We start from the raw sequence: 21,443 nt of genomic DNA on the forward strand, positions 1-21,443 counted from the left end.
TAATGCAGTACGATCTTCAAAGTTAAGATGATGGTATGACAATTTTATATACTCCATAAACCCTTTAAATTAATTAGGTGGTTTATGTCGCACTTCAAGTTTTACTCTGCCGAGCTTTGAAATTCTATGCACAGTATTATTTTTATTTAGAGCATTATTATTAATATCTATACGGAATACTTGACCACCTAAGTCACCAACATATAGATTATCAAGTAAACCATCACTGTCACGATCAATCGCATTGACTTGACTAACGATACTATATTTCATATCACTATTGGTTGTATAGGCTTCACTCCCTTTAGTTTTGGTAGCATTTACTCCACCCCACCATAGCAAACTTCCGTCATTAGCATTAAATATATAAATTCCAGCACCTTTTTTCACCCCTTTATCATCAGTATTGTATTCAGGATTTTCATAACCACGATGATAACCTCCACCTACAACCATGACTAAGGTCTTTTTACCTTCCCAATTGATATATCCTACCGTCGGCTTCGACCAACTTTCACCCATATAGGCTAAAGCATTATTTTCGTCATCAGTCTTGTCCGCATTTAGTGCACTATCTGGATCAATATGAAATTTAAGTATCGGCTTATCTATATCCGATAAGTCTAAGGCATAATAACTGCGCCCACCCATTCTTAGACCACCATACACCCACTGCAAACCAGAGTATTCAATCTCTTTTTCGTCCAATGTTCTCTTAATTTTTTTAACTGTGAATTTTCCACTTTCATCTTTCACATACTGTGTAAAAGCAGTCCATTGTCCATCTATCCCATAAAAAATGTCATTGGTGTTACCTTTGTTACTTGCAGAATCATCTAAAAAAGCTTCTTTTTGTTTATTCATCATTTCATGAGGTATAAACGTAAACTTTTCTACACCATTATCATCTACAACGTGTAAAGCGCCTTGGGTTGTGCCAAACAAAAGATAGTCTTCTCGATTGGAAGTAGTAATACTGGTTTGTGTAGGATCAATTTCACCTGATTGTGTTAAAAGAATTGGCTTAGAGTGCATCACCGACCCTAACTTTCTACGTTCTTCAGTTGGCAAACTCGCAAATGTCACATTTGAACTAACATCAACTTTATAACCTAGTACGTTTAACCAATAATTTTTTTGCTCATCATTTTTAAATTTTGCTTTTGTATCATCAGCATCAAATAAGGTTTCTAAATTAACTTGCGTCAAAGTTTGACTAGAAATAGCTTGCTTATTTGAATCAATTTGTCGATTGGTAAAGACTGTTCTTTTTGATGTTGAATTAATACTTGTACCTAAAGGAATTTTAGCTTCAACCCCACCAGTCCATAACCCTGGTACAGATGAATCTAATTTACCATCAGCTTTGATTAATGGAATAATTTTGCTAGCATCTATTTTTTTACCTAATTGACCATTAAATACATCATATTTATTTAAATTACCTGTCCATATTTTTGTCGAATCCTGTGGTTTAGGTAAGAAAGATGCATAATAACCATAATCTTGTAATTCGATTGGGTTAAGTGCATCGACAGGAATAGTAGGTGAGCCTGTTGCGATTGAATCAAATGTAGGCGTTGTATCCTCGATAAATTGGACGATACTGTTAATAATATCTTGTTCAGATTGGGCAGAGTAAAATCCACCATTACCATAACCTCCAACCGTAGCTGGGAGTTCTTTATGCTGTTTAGCTCCCCAATTACATGTATTTCTTAAATCCCCCTCAGGCAACAAAGAACAATCATAGTAAGGCTTCGCGCTCTCATCATCTTCATTTTCTTTAAGGTTTTTTACATAAGTTGTTCCATTTGGGAAAAGGCTACCAAAACCTACTACAGCTGTTTTTATATTTTCATCTTTGCGTAAATGTTTTGCAAATTTACCTATCAATGACCAACCAGCATTGCTTGTCCCGCCACTTAAGCCAGTTTCAGTCAATGAACTAAAAGACTTTTTCATTAATGCTTCTGTAGCATCAGAATTTGAGTTGTTCGCAAATCCATCTGTTAAGAAATAAATGCCTTGCCCATTACATTTACTATTCGTATCAATATCTTTTAAGGGAGATTTATAGCCTTCGTTTCCATCTCTTGATTCTGCATGTGAATAACTATAACCACTCCGAGGCATACCATAAGTATTTTTACCAAGCATATAAGCCCCAGCTTCAGCATAAGCCGAAGCTGAAGGAGTACCATTATATACATTCAGTTCTACTATTTTTTCCAGAATTTTTTCTCTATTTTCTGACGTTAATAAAACTGTAGGATATATTACTCGACCTGAATACGAATCATGAGAATTCCATGAAGTAGAAGTAGGAGTTGAATATTGTCCAACCCCTAAACTTATAGTATTTAAGATTTTGTCGCTCGTTAGAACATTTACTAATGCTTTTTTTAATCTACTTATTCGATCATAACATTTATAGCTATTATCAGCTTGTTTATCACATTCATTAGAAATCCTTCTTCTTAACTCATCCCCTGTAGCCACAAAAGTGCCATCATAAGGATTCCAAGTATTACGCAAATTATTATATTGAGATTTCGATATATGACAATAATTAACGGTATATGATTTTACTTTACCATTAACCTGATAAGATAAACTCTCAGAACTAACATCTTTTCTTAATCCATAATCAGAATAATTATTATAAGTGCATATACCGTAATCTTGAAATATACTACTAGTATCAGTAGCAGAGTTCCCTCCACCATATCCTCGACCATAGCCCATACTTCCCGAGGTATCCAACATTAAAAACAAATTAAGTTTACCTGGGGTCGAATTGGAATAAATCTCAATGTCACTTGCATAAACATTCGCAGAATGGGAAATTGCCAACGTCATAGACATGGACACCATTGCCGAAAGTATTTTTTTATCAAAACTTTTCATAATAAACCTCTTTCATTCATGTTCGTCTACGACGTTAACTTTGGCTGTCCACCAACCATATATTCAGCGTTCTGTAGGTTATAAGGAATGCTTAACCGTTCAAAGCATTCCCTTACTGTTTCAGTAGTATCCGATTTTTTAATACTTGTTTGTCTAAAACAGTTTTGAATCTCATCATCAGATGCACTTGAAAAACTAGGCAAGATAGAAATAGCAGTGACTGCAATATGGTTGGAGATAACAGGTAATCCTGACTGACCAACACTCGTCCCTATAGGTAGAGTTGTTAATGGTGTTGTGGGTTTGACATTTTTACGCAAATACAATTGTGTTTGAACAGCTGCTCTCCGTGTAGAATATTCTTTAGCCTTGCAAAAACCAGAAACACCATTTTTTGTAAAGTTGCCATTTGCACTAATAACACTCGCATTTGACATACTGAAAAAATTCTTCGCATTTGCACGATAACAGAAGACCAATTCATCATTACTGTCTGCAGAGTTGAAATAACCAAACATCCCATCTTGAGCCAATTGACGAGAAACTTTGGTTTGATCCTCTAATGCAAATAATGCAGCATCGTTACTTTCTAACAACAAAGCATCAATCTGTGCATTTGTTGAAATTTTTAGATTTAAAATACTTGATTTAACGGCAATTGTTCCAATAATTGTAATTAATAACAATACGACAAGCACAATGATTAAAGTTGATCCTTGCTGATTCATTCTCATTGTGCTTCTCCTAACGTATTTCTAAAAGCTACAACTTGACTAACAACTTGACGTAAATATTTAGAACTAGTTTTTTGATCGTTGCTTAAGCTCAACGTATATTTCGCATCCTTTACATTTGCCTCCAATTGATCACCAAAAGTAATAAATGTTTTATTATTATTTATGTGTTCGTTTGCGCCAACCGGGTTTGAAGATCGCATTAATAAAGCCAATTTAATTGAAACAATATTGTAGATCTCTGCATTTACATCTGTTGGATCTTCCTTAGGCATCAAATCTTTGTATTCATTGACTGTAAGATAAGATAACTTTCCATTACTTTTTTGTCTTACCCCTAAAAGAAATTTAAAAGCATCTACATCTTGCATTAATTGCTGAGCTCCAGTGCCAAGACCATTAATTATTGTATCATTTTCTTGATAAAATCCTGCATCACAAAACAAGGCATATCTTTGAGGATTAAACGATTTATTTTTAGAGTCTTTAATTTCAGAAATATAATATCTCTGGACAATTACACGATCCGCTGTCTCTGGCGCTCCAGAACCATGATCAGCCTCATCCCCAGGAAACTCTTCCTCAAACTCAATTTTATTACCTTCACAATCATATTGTTCACTATTTTTCTTACTTATAGTGATATCATTCTTCTCATCATTATCTGAATCGACATAAGATGTCGTTGTTAAATACTGCGGTACATATTGAACTGTGAGTTGATCACTATTATCTGTTGTCGCACCTTCAGCCAATTCAAATGATGTAAAAAAATCACTACTTATACCACTGAGCGAACTTGGCAAATTACGATGATTAAAAATAATACCTGAACCGACCACTCGTGGATTAATTATTTGAGCTGAGGCTGTATTTAAATTTACATGTCTAAGGTCATATGTAATTTGGTTTAAACCAAAAATTCCATTCTGCTGTAGCTCACCCATAGCATTTTGTAAAGACAGTGAACGTTGAGCTGTTAAATAAACAGTTAATGCAGCTGCTGAAATTAACAACCCTAAAACGATTGCAATCATTAGCTCAATAAGAGTGAACCCTTTTTTATAATTATTCATAATTATATAACTCCATAATTATGCATTTAGCCCCAACGTTGTATGCAGCTCCAGACGTGCAATCATTTTCAGCTTGCCCATCAGTAGGCGTTGTCTTGTCCCATGCAACATATATACATCGCCTTTTTAACGACACTTCTCCCACCCCTTGGCAATCCCTAACAGCAACATTCATTCCTAAATTTTCAGCCTTGTTCTGAACTTGTAGAAAATCTGCCTCTGCAAAATCATTTGGTTCACAAAAACCTGAGTAACACTCCCCTTTACCCTCAACATAAACATTATTCTTATTCAAAGCTTCGTATCCAGACCGATTCGCTCTAATTCTTTCTGCGAGATCTCGACCTAAATGCATTGCTTGCGTATTATTGGCAGCCTCTACACTTGCGTATACACCTCGCAGTTGCAAAGCAGAGAAACCTAGCACAGCTATAGCTAACAGAACTAAGCCAACTAAAACCTCCATGAGTCCAACTCCGTTTTGATACTTCCCCATTACTAGTCTCTCCTAATTAGTTAGGCAATTTGATGTATCTTTAGAAATAGCTCCATTTTTCTCGACTCTAATCGAGCTGCTTAAATGAGAATTCTTTTTATGAGTTAGAGTTAAGCAAATAGATGTATTAGAATTTAGATAGCCCATAGCAGTAAACTCTAACGAACTCATATCATTAGTTACAGACCATTCTGAAAATCTTTTTTCATCTGAACCATATGTAGGAATTTCAATTTGCTTGGAAGATCGAGTAAAAATTGCGTCACTTCGAGCTTCCTGCAACAAAAAAATTAAATGCTGAGTCTCTTGATTAAGTTCATTCTTTCTAATTATTTCTATAAAAGACGGAGCCGCCATCATCGCGATAATCGCCATCACCGCAATGGTCACCATCAACTCAATTAAGGTGAACCCGTTTTCTTTTTGTCGCATACTCCCCCCAAGACACAGACTTTGCCCTATTAAAAATAATAGCGAACAACTTTACAAAACCCTCACACTTCAGGATAAAAGGTATAAAAAAGCAGATAACCGTCATGCAACAGTTATCTGCCTATTTTCATCAATTTTTTAGAGTGTTATGTACTTCGCAGTTTAAGCCTGTATTACAGGAATACGTAACTCTTTTGGCAAACTAAAGGTAATATTTTCTTCACGGCCTGCAAGCTCTTCAGGGGCAGTTGCACCCCAGTCTTGCAAACGCTGAATCACTTGTTTAATTAAAATTTCTGGTGCAGATGCGCCCGCAGTTACACCAATTTTTGTATTCGGTTGAAACCATGCTTGTTCCAACTCGTCTGCATTATCCACCAAATAGGCGCGTTTCCCCATACGTTCAGCTAACTCGCGTAAACGGTTAGAGTTGGATGAATTTGGCGAACCTACCACCAACACCACATCACACTGGTTGGCTAAGTCACGCACTGCGTCCTGACGGTTTTGAGTGGCATAACAAATATCGTCTTTGCGTGGTCCCTGAATATTCGGATATTTCTGGCGTAAGGCATCAATCACTTTGGCAGTATCATCAATCGATAAGGTAGTTTGTGTCACAAAAGCCACTTTATCTGGATGCTGAACCGCAAGTGCAGCCACATCATCCTCATCTTCTACCAAATAAATTTCACCACCATTTTTCTTGTCATACTGACCCATCGTGCCTTCAACTTCGGGGTGTCCTTCGTGACCAATTAAAATCGCCTCTGTGCCTTCACGCGCATATTTGGTGACTTCAATATGTACTTTGGTGACCAACGGACAAGTGGCATCAAACACTTTTAAGCCACGACGCTCCGCTTCTTGCTGCACTGCTTTAGATACGCCATGTGCACTAAAAATCACGATATTGTCATCGGGTACTTCATCCAGCTCATCGACAAAAATCGCACCGCGCTGACGCAAGTCATCTACCACAAATTTATTGTGTACCACTTCGTGACGTACATATATAGGGGGGTTAAAACACTCAAGGGCACGATTTACAATCGCAATTGCTCGGTCTACACCTGCACAAAAACCACGTGGATTCGCCAATACAATTTCCATAGAACCCTCTATGTTGAAGTTAAATAGGTCGGATGTTTAAAAAATTATGCCAACAAAAGCCATCTTGGCTATTTTGTTTAAGGGGCGTCTACTCTAAAATAGAGAAGATATTTTATCATATCAGGAAAAATATCATGTCGGGTCTATTGTTTGTCGTTTCTGCCGCTTCAGGAACAGGCAAAACATCCCTTGTTAAAGCCCTGCTTGAGCGTGTGAATAATTTACACGTTTCAGTCTCTCACACAACACGTGGTCAGCGTCCCGGCGAACTCGATGGTGTGCATTATCACTTCACACAAAAACAAGATTTTATCGACTTGGTAGAACAAGGCGGTTTTATTGAGTATGCAGAAGTATTTGGCAATTATTACGGCACCGCGCAAGCAACTGTTAAAGAGCAGTTAGCCAAAGGTCACGATGTATTGCTTGAAATTGACTGGCAAGGTGCTCAACAAGTACGCAATCTTTTTCCTGAATCGAAGCAAATTTTTATTCTTCCACCAAGCCAGTTTGATTTACGTGAGCGCTTGTCTAACCGTGGCACCGATACAGTCGATGTGATTGAGCATCGTTTGGGCTGCGCAGTTGAAGACATGCAGCAATATGTCAATTTTGACTATGTGATTATTAATGATGACTTTAATAAAGCCCTGCACGATTTAGAAGCAGTGATTATTGCGAACCGTTTGGTGACGGCGCAGCAGGCACATCGTCATCAAGCCTTGATTGAAAAGTTAATTAGCCCGCCAAGCGCGTGATTAAAACTTGAGTCTATAAGCAAAGCACCTTATACTGCACAGTCTGTTTAAATTTATTATTCGAACGAGAATTCTTATGGCACGCGTTACCGTTGAAGATTGTTTAGACCATGTAGACAACCGCTTTGAGCTTGTACTAGTGGCAAGCAAGCGCGCGCGTCAATTGGCACGTCAAGGCATAGAACCTACTGTTGAGTGGGACAACGACAAACCTACCGTTGTTGCTTTACGTGAAATTGCAGAAGGTCACGTTTCTAAAGACATTTTGAAACAACGTGATCAAGACTATCAAACTTCGAGTCTTGACCTTGCACTTTCTGCAAATAATTTGAATTTAGATGGTTTTTCTTTCCAATAAGAGCAACTTTCTAAAAAAGCCTAGTTTTTTACTAGGCTTTTTTGTTGTCTGAACTTTAATCTTGCGCTAAAAACCGTTATAACATAAGGATTAAGACCACAGGGTCTGTTGACATTTCATAAATGGTTTGCGCTGTAGGCTAAAACTGAGCAGATCAGGCATGAAACGAAGGGAATAGCGAGACTATTGCCAAGTTTCATAACGCAATCTGAGAAAGTTTTAGCCCCAGTCCTTCGGAACGAGCATATTTTTTGCTGCTATTGCGTTATGAGTCAGTCATTTAGAATGACTAAATTTCCTGTCTCATGCCTTATATCAGCTAAAAAATATGCATCGTCGCAAACATAGACGAAGTGTCAACAGACCCTAATTTAGTGCCAAATTTATCACTATTTTGGCATGAAAAAAATTGACAAGTCATGCAATATGCTTTTCATTATAAGGTCTAACTGTAAATTCGTTATCACTTGTATTTTAAAGGGTGTTATATGCCAGGCACGATGGTCAGCCAAGCCAAACAACAGCTTCAAACCATGATCGAACCTTACCTTAGCGTAAGTGAAGTCGAACAGGTGCTTACGGCTTGTGATTATGCTGAGCATGCGCATGATGGCGTTACCCGTAAAAGTGGTGAACCTTATGTGCTACACCCGATTGCGGTGAGTTGCATTTTGGCACACATGCGTTTGGATGCCGACACGCTCATTGCTGCGCTATTACACGATGTCATAGAAGATACCGACTACAGCAAAGATGACATCACAGAAAAATTCGGACGTACCGTTGCCGAACTGGTCGATGGTGTAACCAAACTTAGCCATTCTAGCGACAAAGAATACAACAAAGCTGCTTCGTTCCGTAAAATTCTGCAAGCCACCTTACAGGATCCACGTGTCATTATTGTGAAACTAGCAGACCGTTATCACAACATGACCACATTAGATGCGCTGCGACCAGACAAACGCGCACGCATTGCCCAAGAAACTTTTGATGTGTTTGTACCTATGGCACGTATCGTGGGTATGAATGAAATGGCGGATAACCTTGAACATTTGTGTTATCAAAACCTAGATTTAGATATGTATAACGATGTTCAAGCCGCCCTTTTGCAAACCAAGCCAAAACGCTGCGAATACCAGTCTAAATGGGAACAAAACCTTGCCGACCTGCTACAAGACAATCAAATTGCAGGTCGTATTAAAAAGAAAAATAACAATATTGAATTACTGCGCCACTTTGTAAAGAACGATATTGATCTACAAGAACTGACCCACAGCCACGCCTTTGAAATTATTTTACAAAGCATTGCCGACTGTGACCGTTTGGCTGATATTTTACGTGACAGCTTTCAGGTCTTGCATTATGAAGATCATATCCGTCGCCCCCTGCCAGGCGGTAACCAATCACTCATGATGCGTCTAAAAGGCGAGCAAACCACCTTATCACTTACCATTCAAACTGAACTGATGCGTAAAGCCGCACGTTTTGGTGTGATCTTGGGTGAAAACGCACCGCAAGCCTGCCGTTCTGCCATTCAAGCCTCTATGCAAAGCTTGAACGTGTTGATTGATGGTGAATGCGCTAAAACTACATTTAGCGATTTACTGGATTATCTACACCAAGAGAAAATTCATGTTTATACCCCGCACGGACATTTACATGAATTGCCGCAAGGCGCCACCGCAGTTGATTTTGCCTATGCAGCCAGTTTGTTCTTAGGTAACCATGCCGTCGGTACAAAAATTAATGGCGAAAGCAAACCACTTTCCACACCACTCACCAGCGGACAAGTGGTCGAAATCATCACCGATGTTTTAGCTACACCCAACCCAGATTGGCTGAGCTTCATTAATACCCAAAAAGCCCGTCGTGCCTTACAAAATATTCTGCGTGATCAGGATATTGAAGAACAGCGTTTGGTGGGTCAGCAAGCGCTTAACCGTGCGCTGAAATTATTTAATCACTCGATTCAAGACTTGACCGAAGCAGATTGGTTAAATGTGTTGCAATGGCGCCACATTGACTCTAAAGACCGTTTATTTGAGCAAATTGCAGTCGGTGATTTATTGCCACAGTTAGTGGCAAATCACATTTACGCACTCGATCACGACAGCAGCGAACACTCTGACCGTCTGATTCAGGGTACAGAAGGTATTGACGTGAAATATGCGCACTGTTGCAACCCTGTACTGGGCGATCCGATTCAGGGTAACTTGTCACGCCGTGGCTTGATTGTGCATCGTGCGCGTTGCAACAACTTACTGCATGAGCAACATCAACATCCTGAAAATATCATGCCGCTACAATGGACTTCAGAAGATGTCGATGACGTGAGTTTTACGGCTTATCTCAGCATTGATATGGATATGAATGACGAACAAATTTCCGATTTGATCTATCAATGTCGTAAGGCCAAAACCGGAGTAGAAATGGTACGTAGCCACGATGGCAAAACCTATGTGAATATTGTGGTGAATAACCGTAAGCAAATTGCCAAAATTATTCGTGATTTACGTATGCGCTTCGGTTTCCCACGAATTAGCCGTTTAGCGAGCCCCATCAGCATAGCAGAAGAAGCCAAAGCTTGTTAATTCAATGCGCTGCATGGTGATATTGCCGCACATTCAATCGCTTTTGCATAACTGACTCATCAGGCTACTGAAAGGTGGTCGAATAGTCTATGATGTTCGTACATTATTTTAGGAGAAATCAATGTCTCGCCAAGTCATCCATACTGAAAATGCACCTGCAGCAATTGGTACTTACTCTCAAGCCATTTTAGTGGGCAATACTGTTTATTTATCAGGTCAAATTGGTTTAGACCCATACAGCATGGAATTGGTGGAAGGCATTGAAGCGCAAATTCGCCGCGTATTTGATAACTTAAAGGCCGTTTGCGAAGCGGCGGGTGGCTCTTTGGCCGATATTGCCAAGCTCAATATTTTCCTGACCGATTTATCTCACTTCCAATTGGTCAATCAAATTATGGGGGAATATTTTGCGCAACCTTACCCTGCACGCGCAGCGCTGGGTGTAGCCAGCTTACCTAAAGGTGCATTGGTTGAAATGGATGGCGTGGTGATTATCAATTCATAAGTGATTATGATTCAAGCACTTAAAACATCTAAACGATGCCACCTATTAGGTGGCATTTTTTTATTCAAAAACCCAATCATGATAAATGACTTTTCAAATGATTTTTATTGACAAACGATAATAATTATCAATAATAATACTTATCTTATTTCATTATTGTGGTTGCATTCATGTACGTTTGCTTATGCCGTGGTATTACAGATCAAGACATTAAAGAAGCCGTTGCCAATGGTGCAGAAAGCTATCGTGAAATTCGCGATATGTTTGACTTGGGCACCTGTTGTGGTCGCTGTGCGCCTGAAACTCGCGCTATCATTAGCGATGAAATTGCACAAATTGCATCTCGTCTTGCCGTTGCTGCCTAAAACTGACGTTTTATTGCTCTCCCGCATTTCAGTATTATAATTTTTACTCGGTGTTTCCTCTCCCGCTTTCGACTACAGCGGGTTTTTCTTATCTTACATTTCTTCACACTGCCTAGCTAATTGTTTTTGATTGCGATTTTCATTTGCGGTCTGGGGTCTATTTATACTTCATCTATGTTTGCGACTACGCATATTTTTTAGCTGATATAAGGCATGGGACAGGAAATTTAGTCATTCTAAATGACTGGCACATAACGCAATAGCAGCAAAAAATATGCTTGTCCCCTTGCGCAGCAAACAAAGCAGTGCTTTGTTCTTGCTCATGTGGCTAAAACTTTCTCAGATTGCGTTATGAAACTTGGCAATAGTCTCGCTATTCCCTTCGTTTCATGCCTGATCTGCTCAGTTTTAGCCGACAGCGCAAACCATTTGTGAAGTATAAATAGCCCCTAAATCACTCGCCATTTTGTCCAGTCTTGTTTAAGATAGAAATATAGATTGCCTTAAGCGGTTTAAGGCAGAAATTGTTGATGGAGTGCTGCAATGAAAGGCAATCGTGATGTGATTAATCAACTCAACCAAGTTTTGTATCATCACCTGACTGCGATTAACCAATATTTTTTACATTCACGTATGTTTAATGATTGGGGTATTGAACAACTCGGCTCGGCTGAATATAAAGAGTCGATTCGTCAAATGAAACATGCTGACAAAATTATTGAACGTATTTTATTTTTAGAAGGGTTGCCAAATTTACAACACTTGGGCAAATTGTATATCGGTCAGCATACAGTTGAAGTTTTGAACTGCGATGTGCGTAAAGTCCAAGAAAATATTGAAGCGATTCAAAGAGCGGTGGTTTTGGCAGAGCAACAACTGGACTATGTAACTCGTGATTTGGTTCAGGAAATTCTAGAGAAAGAAGAAGAGTACTTAGACTGGGCAACGACACAGCTTGATTTGGTTGAAACTGTGGGTATTGAAAACTATATTCAAAGCCAACTCTAAGATTCATCTCGTTTCAATCGCATAAAAGACTGGTTTTTCCAGTCTTTTGTTTTAAAGCAGCACTTTAACTACGATTTAGCATCTTCCTCATCTCTCATGAAGATGTTTTCAATATCAATTTATATTTTTGCTGATACACATTTTTAATTCTTGGATTTATAAAAAAGTATTTATAACGCAAAAAAATGTTTCATGGGATGCATCTGTTGATTCAATATCCGAATAATAAAAATGCCATAATCCTGTTTTTTATAAAAAATAGCATGTTGATGATGATCATGACGGCGTATTCCCTCGCCAATATCTACACATACATAACCAATCAATGGTGAACTCACTAACAAATGAAAGGTATTTTCCAAATGTTGTGTGTATTGGTCAGCCTGAGCTACACCAAAATTAAGTAAGGTGTATTCATAAATAGCAGTGAAGTCATCGACAGCTAAATTAGATAGTTTATACACGATGCTTCTGCTTCACTTGAGCAGCAATATCTTTTAGGCTGAGTGTACTTTCTCCACTGTTCTCACCTGCTTCAATCGCTTGCTTTAAAGCTGCAGTTTGATTTTCTTGCTGTTCCAATAATCTTAATGCAGATCGCATCACTTCACTGGTTGAACCATAACGTCCAGATTCAATCAGTTTGCTCACAAAGTCATCGAGTTGTGGGCCAATTGTTACACTTGTAGTTCTCGCCATCAGCATGCCTTATTGTGTGAATAGATCATACAATTCTAACACAACTCCCTTTATCTGAACAAAATTTCAGCATCTCTTTAAATTTTCGCACATGAAATCAATTTTATAATGAATACCCCCTCTCTTTTTAAAGAGAAGTTGGGAGAGATTTTCAACATTGAAAATTTTCACCATATTTGGCTCACTATTTTCAAATCCCCCTCCTTGCGCTACACAAATCAGCGCGGCTTTGCCTCATCCAATAAAGTCGCATAATCCACATTGACCTGCCACAAAGTGCTTAACAACCATAATTGCTTTTTGGCTTCTGCTTCATAACCATTAAATGCCAGCACCCGGGCATATTTAAGCAGGTCATACTGGGTTGGATAATTCAACACAATTTCATGAATATCCTGCAATTGTTCACGCGTTTGTAGGCTATACGGATTTAAACGAATCCACGCAATGCGGCGGTTAAATTCTTCGAGTACCAAAATACGATCTTGATGGGTGATTTTTTCAGGTGTGTGTTCATAGCGCACCGACTGATTTAGTTTTGGCACCATCACTTCATAATCACGATAAATCAGCACTAGTAACAATGCACCCACCACAAAAGTGCTGCGCAAATATAGTGGAGATAAAGTAAGACCTTTCACAACGCGCTGTGACTGAATCATACCGATGATAAAACCTGCAGGCAGCAGGAAGTAGGCATAATTTTGCGGAAACTCCAGCATGGCATGTACGCTAAATGCACCGAGCATTAAAATCCCCACAACCGATTCCACCGACTGGGTATATTTATGCAATTGGTAGCCCCAATAGCCCAAATATGCTAAAAATGGCACACCGAGCAACACACCATTCCAAAGTAAAAAATCTAAAATAAAATTGTGTGCGCTGCGAATCCACACAGGACCTTGTACAAATTCACTGATCGCCACATAAGCCACACTGGTTTGATGCCAGCCATAGCCCCACCACGGTTGATGCTCAATCGCAGCGAGCATTTGCTGCCAAATTGCCAAGCGTGACATATCACCTGTGGCGCGCTGTACCACATCACGAGATTGCACCGAAAGGTCTGCACTTTGTGAGAGCAATTGACTAAAAGCAGGTGCGATAAAAATTAACCCGATAAATGCGGCAAACCACAGCAAGCTATAGCGGCATTTAATCCGCATCACACCACGGTATTGTTGATAGCCCAAATAGGTCAAGAGACACAGCGACGCCAACCATGAAGTACGCGACTGACTCAGTACCACACCGACCAAAATCATTGCAGCTGCAATCACAATCCACATGGTTTTAAGTTTTTGTTTTTCGTATAAATATAGGCATGCCATGAGTGACATCACCAAAAAGGTCGCCATATTATTCGGTTGGGCAAAGTTGGCATAAGGGCGTTGTCCAATTTTTATATCCACCATCATTGGCAGGTATTGGTCGAGTGTGAGCCACTGGCAAATTGCCATGAATGCGGTAATACTTCCCACGCCGAGTAGCACATAACTAAAGCCTGTAAAGATGCGTTCACGTTCGCTGTTGTTTTGCGTGAGGTTATAGCCAAAAATGATTGCTAACCAAAAACTGAAGATATATACGCTACTGAGCAAAGCTTTATCAAAGAAGTAGACTAAGCCAAGGCCCCACTGAATGAGTGGGACACTGCACAGTGCCAGTAAGGGTAGGCTGATTTTGGGTATCTGTAATTTTGCTTTAAAAAGGCTGGCTGCAAGAGCAAACAAGGCAAAAAATGCGTAAAGTTCACCTGTATAGGTGACCCATGGGCGGTAGTGAATGGGTAATAGCCATGCAAGGGAGATGAGGATGGCAGCCAAAAATAGCAATGCAGATTTCATAGAAAAAATAGACCAAAAAACTGGCTCTATCTTATATTTTTTTAGGCAAGATGATAGTGCTTTGTGTGGCAAGTTTGATTGGAATTCTGCCAGTTTTGAAATAGGATGATCGCATGGGGAATACTTAAATTCCCCATTTTTAACTCAAGAAATTATTTCCACGGTCTTAGGTCTACTATTTTGATAATAGATGCGGATTCTTTATTGACTAAAACCACCATATCGACTGCATGGGCTTTTAAGGGTAGCCAAGCATCTGCGTTTGGATATTTAGCTAAAGTTTTTTTAACTTCAGTTTTTGAGTTGTATTGTTCCAACTCTACAGGCGGCAATGCACGTTGTTGAATTTGGTTTTTAACCTGAGTGAGTTCTACATAACGAGCAGGCTGTTGAGTAAGTGAAATACCACCTAAGACCTCAGTAAACATATCATTTTGGCGTTGCTGTGGACTTACTGCTAATTTTACTGCAGTAAATTGTGGACCAGTCCATGACACCTGCTGAAATTGAGGTTGCACTTGGTCAATATTATCTAAAATCAGGTCATTTTTTCGTACTAATTCAAAACGATCTGCATGAAATACCAACCATGCAGGACGACCTTGCTCAATGCTAAATACCCCATAACATAAGGCCGCGATTTGAATCAGAATAATGACACTTAGGTCAAATTTAAGTGTTTTTTTACCTTCTTTATAGACTAACCATCCCAATATTGGCCCAACGATCACATCGATGGCGAGCATCATCAGAAAAATCTGGGTAACGCCTACTGCACTAGCAAGCGGAGATGGATACCAAACAAAGAAAACCAATCCCACAACCAATAAAGCAATGAGGAAGGAAATAGATAAATGGCTAAGGAAAAATTTTAGGCGTTTCAACATCAATTTATCGCTATTATAACTATTTATTTAGTACCAGAAAGTTTTCTAAAAATATTAGATTTTAGAAAGTCTATTTTCTTTACGATACTCAACGCAGACTTTTATTAATTCCTCTCTCGCTCTATTTTTTTCCAAAATAATTTCTATTTCAGTTGCTGATATCCCTGAAGTTTCACTAGCAACAACTCTTTGAAACCATTTTTCATAGGTTTCCTGAAATTTTTTGAGTTTTTCTGCTATTACTGGAGATTTTTCAATAATTTTATTATTCAAAGTATCTATTTGATCTAAAAATATTGGCTTCTCGTCAAGAACATCTATATATTTTGCTACTACAATTACACATTCTATAGATAAAAAATTATCTATTTGCTCTTTTGGTATTTTCATCAATCTAAAACCTTATCATAACTATACTATTTTCTATTCTGCTATTTCAACTTCAACAACTCATAAGATAACAACCTAGTGTAAAAATAGGAGTTATTTAAATACAGCTTGCTTAAAGGATTAGAAAATAATGTACTAGTTTATGTATTTTCAGTTCACGTTATTAGGTAGTTTTAATATATTATCTAAAAAAAAGACTGGCGAACCAGTCTTTTCTATTTGTCATGTCACTTAATTAGTAAGTACCTTGACAAGAACCTGGTAAATATTTATTTGGCATAGGATTTGTAGCAGCTGGACCACATTTCCAACCTTGGATTGTCAATCCACCATCACTTGAAGCAACTAATGCACGTGCTGTTGCCGTCGCACCACTTGCTGCAGCAGGTAAAATCATAGGAGTTAAATCAATAGAATTTGCCGTATTACTCGTATCACCTTTTAAATTAGTCTCATTCGCAACAACAGTAATAACACCATTCGCATTAGCTGTACCACTAGTTACATATTTTGTAGGTGAAATACTACATGCTGCCGAAAGAGCAGTACCCAAATCTGCTACAGGTGCATTTTGTACGATATCAGTAATAATAGTCCGACATGAAGAAGCCGCTAAAATAACTTCCGATACACGCGCTTTCACTGTATAGTTTTGGTAAGCAGGAAGTGCCACTGCAGCCAAAATACCAATGATCGCTACAACGATCATTAATTTAAAGGGTAAAACCTTTTTGCATTGTATTCATAACATTCTCCACAAATGTTGTTAATTTAATTATAAGCTTTGTAAGCTATTTTATACTCAGCACTAAACGTGCCAACTTTTATTATAGACAATTTACACAGAAAAACAGCACCTTACACATAAAAAATTTTCTACATCCAAACCAACTGTTTATTTATGTTAAAAAGTGACAATTATTGTCAGATTAAAAATTTCAGCTTAACAAATTTTGTCATTTTTAGAGAACCAAGTCACATTTTAAATTATTTCATCATCCGTTTTTTATGTATTTGATTTAAATTTCAGCAAATTTAAGTTGTATGCGGTAATCAATTTTATACTTTTTCTACCTCTATGCTTTAAACAGAGTAAACCATCTATGACACAAGCGAAGAATTTTAAAATCTCAAAAGTAAAGGTTTTATATCAAAAATCATGACCAAGCCCCCCATCTTCAAAAAGAGGGACATTGATTGACAAAAATCTATCCTAAAATAATCGGCACATTCCCCAATTCATTTTGCTGATCTAGCAACTGGCGGTCATAAAACACATCCAAAATTTCACCAATTTCTTTCACACCTGTTATCACTGCCTGCCTATACTGCTGCTGTGCCAAACCCTGCACAATATGCGTACAGACATCATCCCACACCTGTTGCGTGGTCGCGGTTTTAATACCACGGTCAATCACAATTTCTACTTTGCGCTCACACAAATTGAGGTAGAGCAAAACCCCACTGTTCAATTCAGTATCCCAAACACCCAATTCTGCGAATAATTGACGTGCACGGGTATGCGTATCTACCGCATACGCCAACCGCGAGGGTAAACAACTTTCAATCACCACCTGAATTTCACCCACATGCCCATGCTCGGCAATAGTCACCGCTTCTGCAATGGCATGTTGATCCTGCGCATTAAAAAAACGTTTGGTGGCAGGTAAATAAAAGAAATGCTTCAGCCAACGCTTTATACTCGGACGCGCTGCAATGTCCATTTTCGGTTGAGTAATAATTTCTGTTGTATCGGTTGTGGTTACCATGATCCTGATGCTCCTCCCCCACCAAAGCCACCGCCTCCGCCGCTATAGCCACCTCCACCACCAAAACCGCCACCGCCACGTCCGCCACCACGACCTGCAGAAGACAAGAAAATTTGGAAAATGGTCTGTGCAATGGCAGTGATGAGTAAAAAGAAAATTCCCGCGCCAATCATTAAACTAGTGATTAAGCCTGCACCATTGACCAAACCTGCCACTGTACCTGCCACGGCAGCGGTTGAAGCACTTAAGCGTTTTCCGACAATCAGTGAGCCAATCACCCCTGCAATTAAAATAAATAAAGCGCTGCTCAAGGTTTTTTCACGCGCCTGTTGTTCTTGTAAGGCTTGTTCATGGCGTTGTTTCAGTTCTTGGGCCGCCTGTGCAGCAACTTCGGGGTCTAAGTTTAAAATCCGTTCAATTTCTGCTAAGCCTGCATCAATACCTTGTGCATATTGGGCTTGTTTAAAATAGGGGGTAATGCGCTGGTTAATAATACGGCTCACTACAATATCAGGCAGCACGCCTTCTAGACCATACCCCGTTAAAATCTGAATACGGCGGTCATTGACTGCTATTGCCATTAGCAAACCATTGTCTTGCTTGGCAGAACCAAGTTGCCATTGTTCTGCGACCCGCATGGCAAAATCAAAAATATCTTCCTGCCCTGTGGTCGGTACAATCACCACGCCAATTTGTGCTTTGGCGTGTTGATGTAAATTTAAAATCCGCTGGCTGATTTGCTGTTTTTCTGCCGCAGTCAGCAAATTGGCTTGATCGACCACGGGCTGATTTAAAGTCGGCAAAGCGCGGATGGATTCACCCTCTGCCATATCATTGGCAATTTGCGGTTGCTGAAAGGGTGTTTCTACAGGTGCTTGCTGAGTGGTAGATGTAGGCTGGCGTGAGTTTGCAAGATCTGAGATAGGGTTGGCATTTTGAGGATGCTGTTGCTGCACAATTTTACCCAGCACCACAGCTTCGGCAGTTTCATCAGTTGCGGTGGCAACTTCACTATATGCCAAGCAGCTGAAACACATCACCATAATGAGCAGCAATATTTGCCCAAGGTTCATGTGGGTCTTGCTGTGCGATAGCAGCATTCAGTCATCCTCCCTATGCATTATTCAAACGAAACTTTAGGTGCGGTTTGTGCGCTTTGTTCTGCGCTAAAGTTTGGTTTGGTGTCCATGCCAATCACTTTAGCAGTCATGACTTGCGGGAACTGACGTGCATAGCTGTTAAAGTCTTGCACTGTGCTAATGTAACGGTTACGCGCCACGGCAATACGGTTTTCTGTGCCTTCTAATTGTACTTGTAAATCACGGAATTGCTCATTGGCTTTTAAGTCTGGATAATTTTCAGACACCGCAATTAAACGTGATAAGGCACTGGTCATTTGCGCCTGTGCTTCTTGATATTTCTGGAATAACGCAGGGTCTTCCAATACCGACTTATCCACTTTTAAGCCTGCGACATTGGCACGTGCCTGAGTCACTTCAGTTAATACCTGTTCTTCGTGTTTGGCATAGCCTTTGACCACATTCACCAAGTTTGGCACTAAATCGGCACGGCGTTGATATTGGTTTTGGACTTCTGACCAAGAAGCAGTCACAGCTTCATCTTTCACTTGTAAAGTGTTATAGCCACAGCCGCTTAATGTCAAAGTACTGGTTAAAGCCACCGCGAGCATGGTTTTTTTTGTGAAATTCATACATTAACCTCTAAATTTTCTTTGTATTTGTTTGAAATGATTTCATTCTAACGTGAAATTCTGACCTGTTTGTGTATTTTGTTTAATCGAGCGAATCACCAAACTGTTTACATCAAACAATAACCTTGTACAGCAAATTGAATAGATATTGAAGTTTCAGCTCTTAAACCTTTTATGAATCAGGGATGGCAATATATTTCACAAGAAGATGAGCGGGATAAAATATCCAATAAAAAAGGACTGAATTCCTTAAAACTCAGCCCTTTCTAGATCTAAGCAAAGCAAACTCGTTTAGAGCTCTAAATAATCTAAAATACCTTCTGCCGCCTGACGACCTTCCCAAATTGCAGTCACGACCAAATCAGAACCACGCACCATATCGCCCCCTGCAAAAATTTTCGGGTTTGAGGTTTGAAACTTAAATGTTTGCTGTTCTGCTGCCAGTACACGACCTGAACCGTCTACCCCAACATTGGCAGAGGCAAACCAATCTGCAGGGCTGGCACGGAAACCAAAAGCAAGCAATACCGCATCAGCAGCTAAAATTTCTTCTGAACCTGGAACAGGCTCTGGACTACGACGACCACGGCTGTCTGGCTCACCCAATTGTGTGGTGACCACTTTGACACCTGTGACTTTACCATTTTCACCAACAATTTCAATGGGTTGACGGTTAAATAAGAAGTTCACCCCTTCTTCACGGGCGTTGGTCACTTCACGACGTGAACCTGGCATATTGGCTTCATCACGACGATAAGCACAAGTGACTTGCTGCGCACCTTGACGAATTGATGTACGGTTACAGTCCATGGCAGTATCCCCACCACCCAGTACAATTACTTTTTTACCTTCAACACTGATGTATTCTGCAGGGTCTTTTTCCCAGCCTTGGCAACGGTTGACATTCGCAATCAAAAAATCCAGCGCATCATAAACACCATCTAAATCTTCACCAGCAAACCCACCTTTCATATAAGTATAAGTGCCCATGCCCATAAACACGGCATCGTAATCTGAAAGCAATTGTTCAATCGTGATGTCTGTACCAATTTCTGTATTTAAACGGAATTCAACCCCCATGCCCGAAAAAATTTCACGGCGGCGTTTCATCACGTCTTTTTCCATTTTAAATTCTGGAATACCAAAGGTCAGCAAGCCACCAATTTCAGGGCGTTTGTCAAAGACCACTGGTTTGACGCCATTACGCACCAAGATATCGGCACAGCCCAAACCTGCAGGGCCTGCACCAATAATCGCAACTTTTTTATCGGTCCATTTCACATGCGACATATCTGGACGCCAACCCAAGGCAAAAGCAGTATCGTTAATGTACTTTTCGGCATTGCCAATGGTCACTGCACCAAAACCATCATTTAAGGTACATGCGCCTTCACACAAACGGTCTTGTGGACAAACCCGTCCACAAACTTCAGGCAAAGTATTGGTTTGATGACACAATTCTGCCGCCTGAAAAACACGACCTTCCGAAATTAGTTTAAGCCAGTTCGGAATGTAGTTATGCACAGGGCATTTCCATTCACAGTACGGGTTACCACAGCCCAAACAACGATGGGTCTGATTGGCCGCCACTTCTGCAGTAAACGGTTTATAAATTTCCACAAACTCATTTTTGCGGACATCGAGATCTTTTTTCTCTGGATCTTGGCGTGCTACATCCAGAAATTGAAAGTCATTATGTAGGCGTTCTGCCATGTCTTTCTCCGTAGGTGGATGTGGATAACGTGACATTTACACTGGGTATAAGTCTAAAGTTATCCACATCTGCCGAAT

Annotated in this window: 21 protein-coding genes and 1 pseudogene; 6 read left to right on the forward strand and 16 right to left on the reverse strand. The window is 39.6% G+C overall.

The window, feature by feature from the left end; genetic code table 11:
• Window positions 1-69: 69 nt before the first annotated feature.
• The 6 genes from L6C30_RS11750 to ispH form a co-directional block, all read right to left on the reverse strand.
• The gene (locus L6C30_RS11750; protein ID WP_236163143.1) at window positions 70-2,910 is read right to left on the reverse strand and encodes a PilC/PilY family type IV pilus protein; all 2,841 of its coding nucleotides are present in this window, start codon (window positions 2,908-2,910) and stop codon (window positions 70-72) included.
• 26 nt (window positions 2,911-2,936) lie between these two features.
• Window positions 2,937-3,644: a pilus assembly protein PilX gene (locus L6C30_RS11755; protein WP_374706594.1), complete on the reverse strand. Its 708-nt coding sequence runs from the start codon at window positions 3,642-3,644 to the stop codon at window positions 2,937-2,939.
• Entirely contained in the window at window positions 3,641-4,720 is a 1,080-nt protein-coding gene (locus L6C30_RS11760; RefSeq protein ID WP_236163142.1) for a PilW family protein, read from the reverse strand. The genes L6C30_RS11755 and L6C30_RS11760 overlap by 4 nt, the downstream gene beginning before the upstream one ends.
• Window positions 4,713-5,216, reverse strand: a complete 504-nt coding sequence (pilV, locus tag L6C30_RS11765; RefSeq protein WP_180160774.1) for a type IV pilus modification protein PilV — start codon at window positions 5,214-5,216, stop codon at window positions 4,713-4,715. Before pilV ends, L6C30_RS11760 begins: the two co-directional genes overlap by 8 nt.
• A gap of 12 nt (window positions 5,217-5,228) precedes the next feature.
• On the reverse strand, window positions 5,229-5,648 hold the full coding sequence (locus tag L6C30_RS11770) for a Tfp pilus assembly protein FimT/FimU (RefSeq protein ID WP_180160773.1): 420 nt from the start codon (window positions 5,646-5,648) through the stop codon (window positions 5,229-5,231).
• Between the two features lie 162 nt (window positions 5,649-5,810).
• A complete protein-coding gene (gene ispH / locus L6C30_RS11780) occupies window positions 5,811-6,761 on the reverse strand; it encodes a 4-hydroxy-3-methylbut-2-enyl diphosphate reductase (RefSeq protein WP_179997175.1) in 951 nt (316 codons plus the stop codon).
• A gap of 134 nt (window positions 6,762-6,895) precedes the next feature.
• Here ispH and gmk point away from each other — a divergent pair, with 134 nt between their 5' ends.
• The 6 genes from gmk (at window position 6,896) to bfr (ending at window position 12,346) form a co-directional block, all read left to right on the forward strand.
• On the forward strand, window positions 6,896-7,519 hold the full coding sequence (gene gmk, locus L6C30_RS11785) for a guanylate kinase (protein WP_019836168.1): 624 nt from the start codon (window positions 6,896-6,898) through the stop codon (window positions 7,517-7,519).
• 76 nt (window positions 7,520-7,595) lie between these two features.
• Entirely contained in the window at window positions 7,596-7,877 is a 282-nt protein-coding gene (gene rpoZ, locus L6C30_RS11790) for a DNA-directed RNA polymerase subunit omega (protein ID WP_004809957.1), read from the forward strand.
• Between the two features lie 488 nt (window positions 7,878-8,365).
• A complete protein-coding gene (locus L6C30_RS11795; RefSeq protein WP_236163141.1) occupies window positions 8,366-10,468 on the forward strand; it encodes a bifunctional (p)ppGpp synthetase/guanosine-3',5'-bis(diphosphate) 3'-pyrophosphohydrolase in 2,103 nt (700 codons plus the stop codon).
• 121 nt (window positions 10,469-10,589) lie between these two features.
• Window positions 10,590-10,973, forward strand: a complete 384-nt coding sequence (locus L6C30_RS11800; protein WP_004809961.1) for a RidA family protein — start codon at window positions 10,590-10,592, stop codon at window positions 10,971-10,973.
• A 170-nt stretch (window positions 10,974-11,143) separates the two neighbouring features.
• Window positions 11,144-11,338 (forward strand): bacterioferritin-associated ferredoxin, encoded by a 195-nt coding sequence (locus L6C30_RS11805; RefSeq protein WP_004809963.1) that lies wholly within the window; start codon window positions 11,144-11,146, stop codon window positions 11,336-11,338.
• Window positions 11,339-11,881: 543 nt separating this feature from the next.
• Complete coding sequence (gene bfr / locus L6C30_RS11810) at window positions 11,882-12,346, forward strand: bacterioferritin (protein WP_019836166.1); 465 nt, start codon at window positions 11,882-11,884, stop codon at window positions 12,344-12,346.
• A gap of 170 nt (window positions 12,347-12,516) precedes the next feature.
• Here bfr and L6C30_RS11815 read toward each other — a convergent pair whose 3' ends face one another.
• The 10 genes and pseudogenes from L6C30_RS11815 to L6C30_RS11860 all read right to left on the reverse strand — a co-directional run bounded on the left by L6C30_RS11815 (window position 12,517) and on the right by L6C30_RS11860 (window position 21,365).
• A complete protein-coding gene (locus L6C30_RS11815) occupies window positions 12,517-12,810 on the reverse strand; it encodes a type II toxin-antitoxin system RelE/ParE family toxin (protein ID WP_236163140.1) in 294 nt (97 codons plus the stop codon).
• Window positions 12,803-13,045, reverse strand: a complete 243-nt coding sequence (locus L6C30_RS11820) for a type II toxin-antitoxin system ParD family antitoxin (RefSeq protein ID WP_019836164.1) — start codon at window positions 13,043-13,045, stop codon at window positions 12,803-12,805. The genes L6C30_RS11815 and L6C30_RS11820 overlap by 8 nt, the downstream gene beginning before the upstream one ends.
• Before the next feature lie 218 nt (window positions 13,046-13,263).
• Entirely contained in the window at window positions 13,264-14,895 is a 1,632-nt protein-coding gene (locus L6C30_RS11825; protein ID WP_236163139.1) for a PglL family O-oligosaccharyltransferase, read from the reverse strand.
• 152 nt (window positions 14,896-15,047) lie between these two features.
• A complete protein-coding gene (tfpZ, locus tag L6C30_RS11830; protein ID WP_236163138.1) occupies window positions 15,048-15,782 on the reverse strand; it encodes a TfpX/TfpZ family type IV pilin accessory protein in 735 nt (244 codons plus the stop codon).
• Between the two features lie 54 nt (window positions 15,783-15,836).
• The gene (locus tag L6C30_RS11835; RefSeq protein WP_236163137.1) at window positions 15,837-16,172 is read right to left on the reverse strand and encodes a hypothetical protein; all 336 of its coding nucleotides are present in this window, start codon (window positions 16,170-16,172) and stop codon (window positions 15,837-15,839) included.
• A 235-nt stretch (window positions 16,173-16,407) separates the two neighbouring features.
• Window positions 16,408-16,909 (reverse strand): annotated as a pseudogene (locus L6C30_RS11840) (pilin).
• Window positions 16,910-17,380: 471 nt separating this feature from the next.
• Entirely contained in the window at window positions 17,381-17,941 is a 561-nt protein-coding gene (locus L6C30_RS11845; protein ID WP_236163136.1) for a TPM domain-containing protein, read from the reverse strand.
• Entirely contained in the window at window positions 17,935-19,041 is a 1,107-nt protein-coding gene (locus L6C30_RS11850; RefSeq protein WP_236163135.1) for a YgcG family protein, read from the reverse strand. Before L6C30_RS11850 ends, L6C30_RS11845 begins: the two co-directional genes overlap by 7 nt.
• Before the next feature lie 20 nt (window positions 19,042-19,061).
• On the reverse strand, window positions 19,062-19,652 hold the full coding sequence (locus L6C30_RS11855; RefSeq protein ID WP_019836149.1) for a LemA family protein: 591 nt from the start codon (window positions 19,650-19,652) through the stop codon (window positions 19,062-19,064).
• Window positions 19,653-19,943: 291 nt separating this feature from the next.
• Complete coding sequence (locus tag L6C30_RS11860) at window positions 19,944-21,365, reverse strand: FAD-dependent oxidoreductase (protein WP_236163134.1); 1,422 nt, start codon at window positions 21,363-21,365, stop codon at window positions 19,944-19,946.
• Between the last annotated feature and the right edge of the window lie 78 nt (window positions 21,366-21,443).

The sequence above is a fragment of the Acinetobacter sp. KAM396 genome (assembly GCF_021602765.1).
Classification (GTDB): domain Bacteria; phylum Pseudomonadota; class Gammaproteobacteria; order Pseudomonadales; family Moraxellaceae; genus Acinetobacter; species Acinetobacter towneri_A.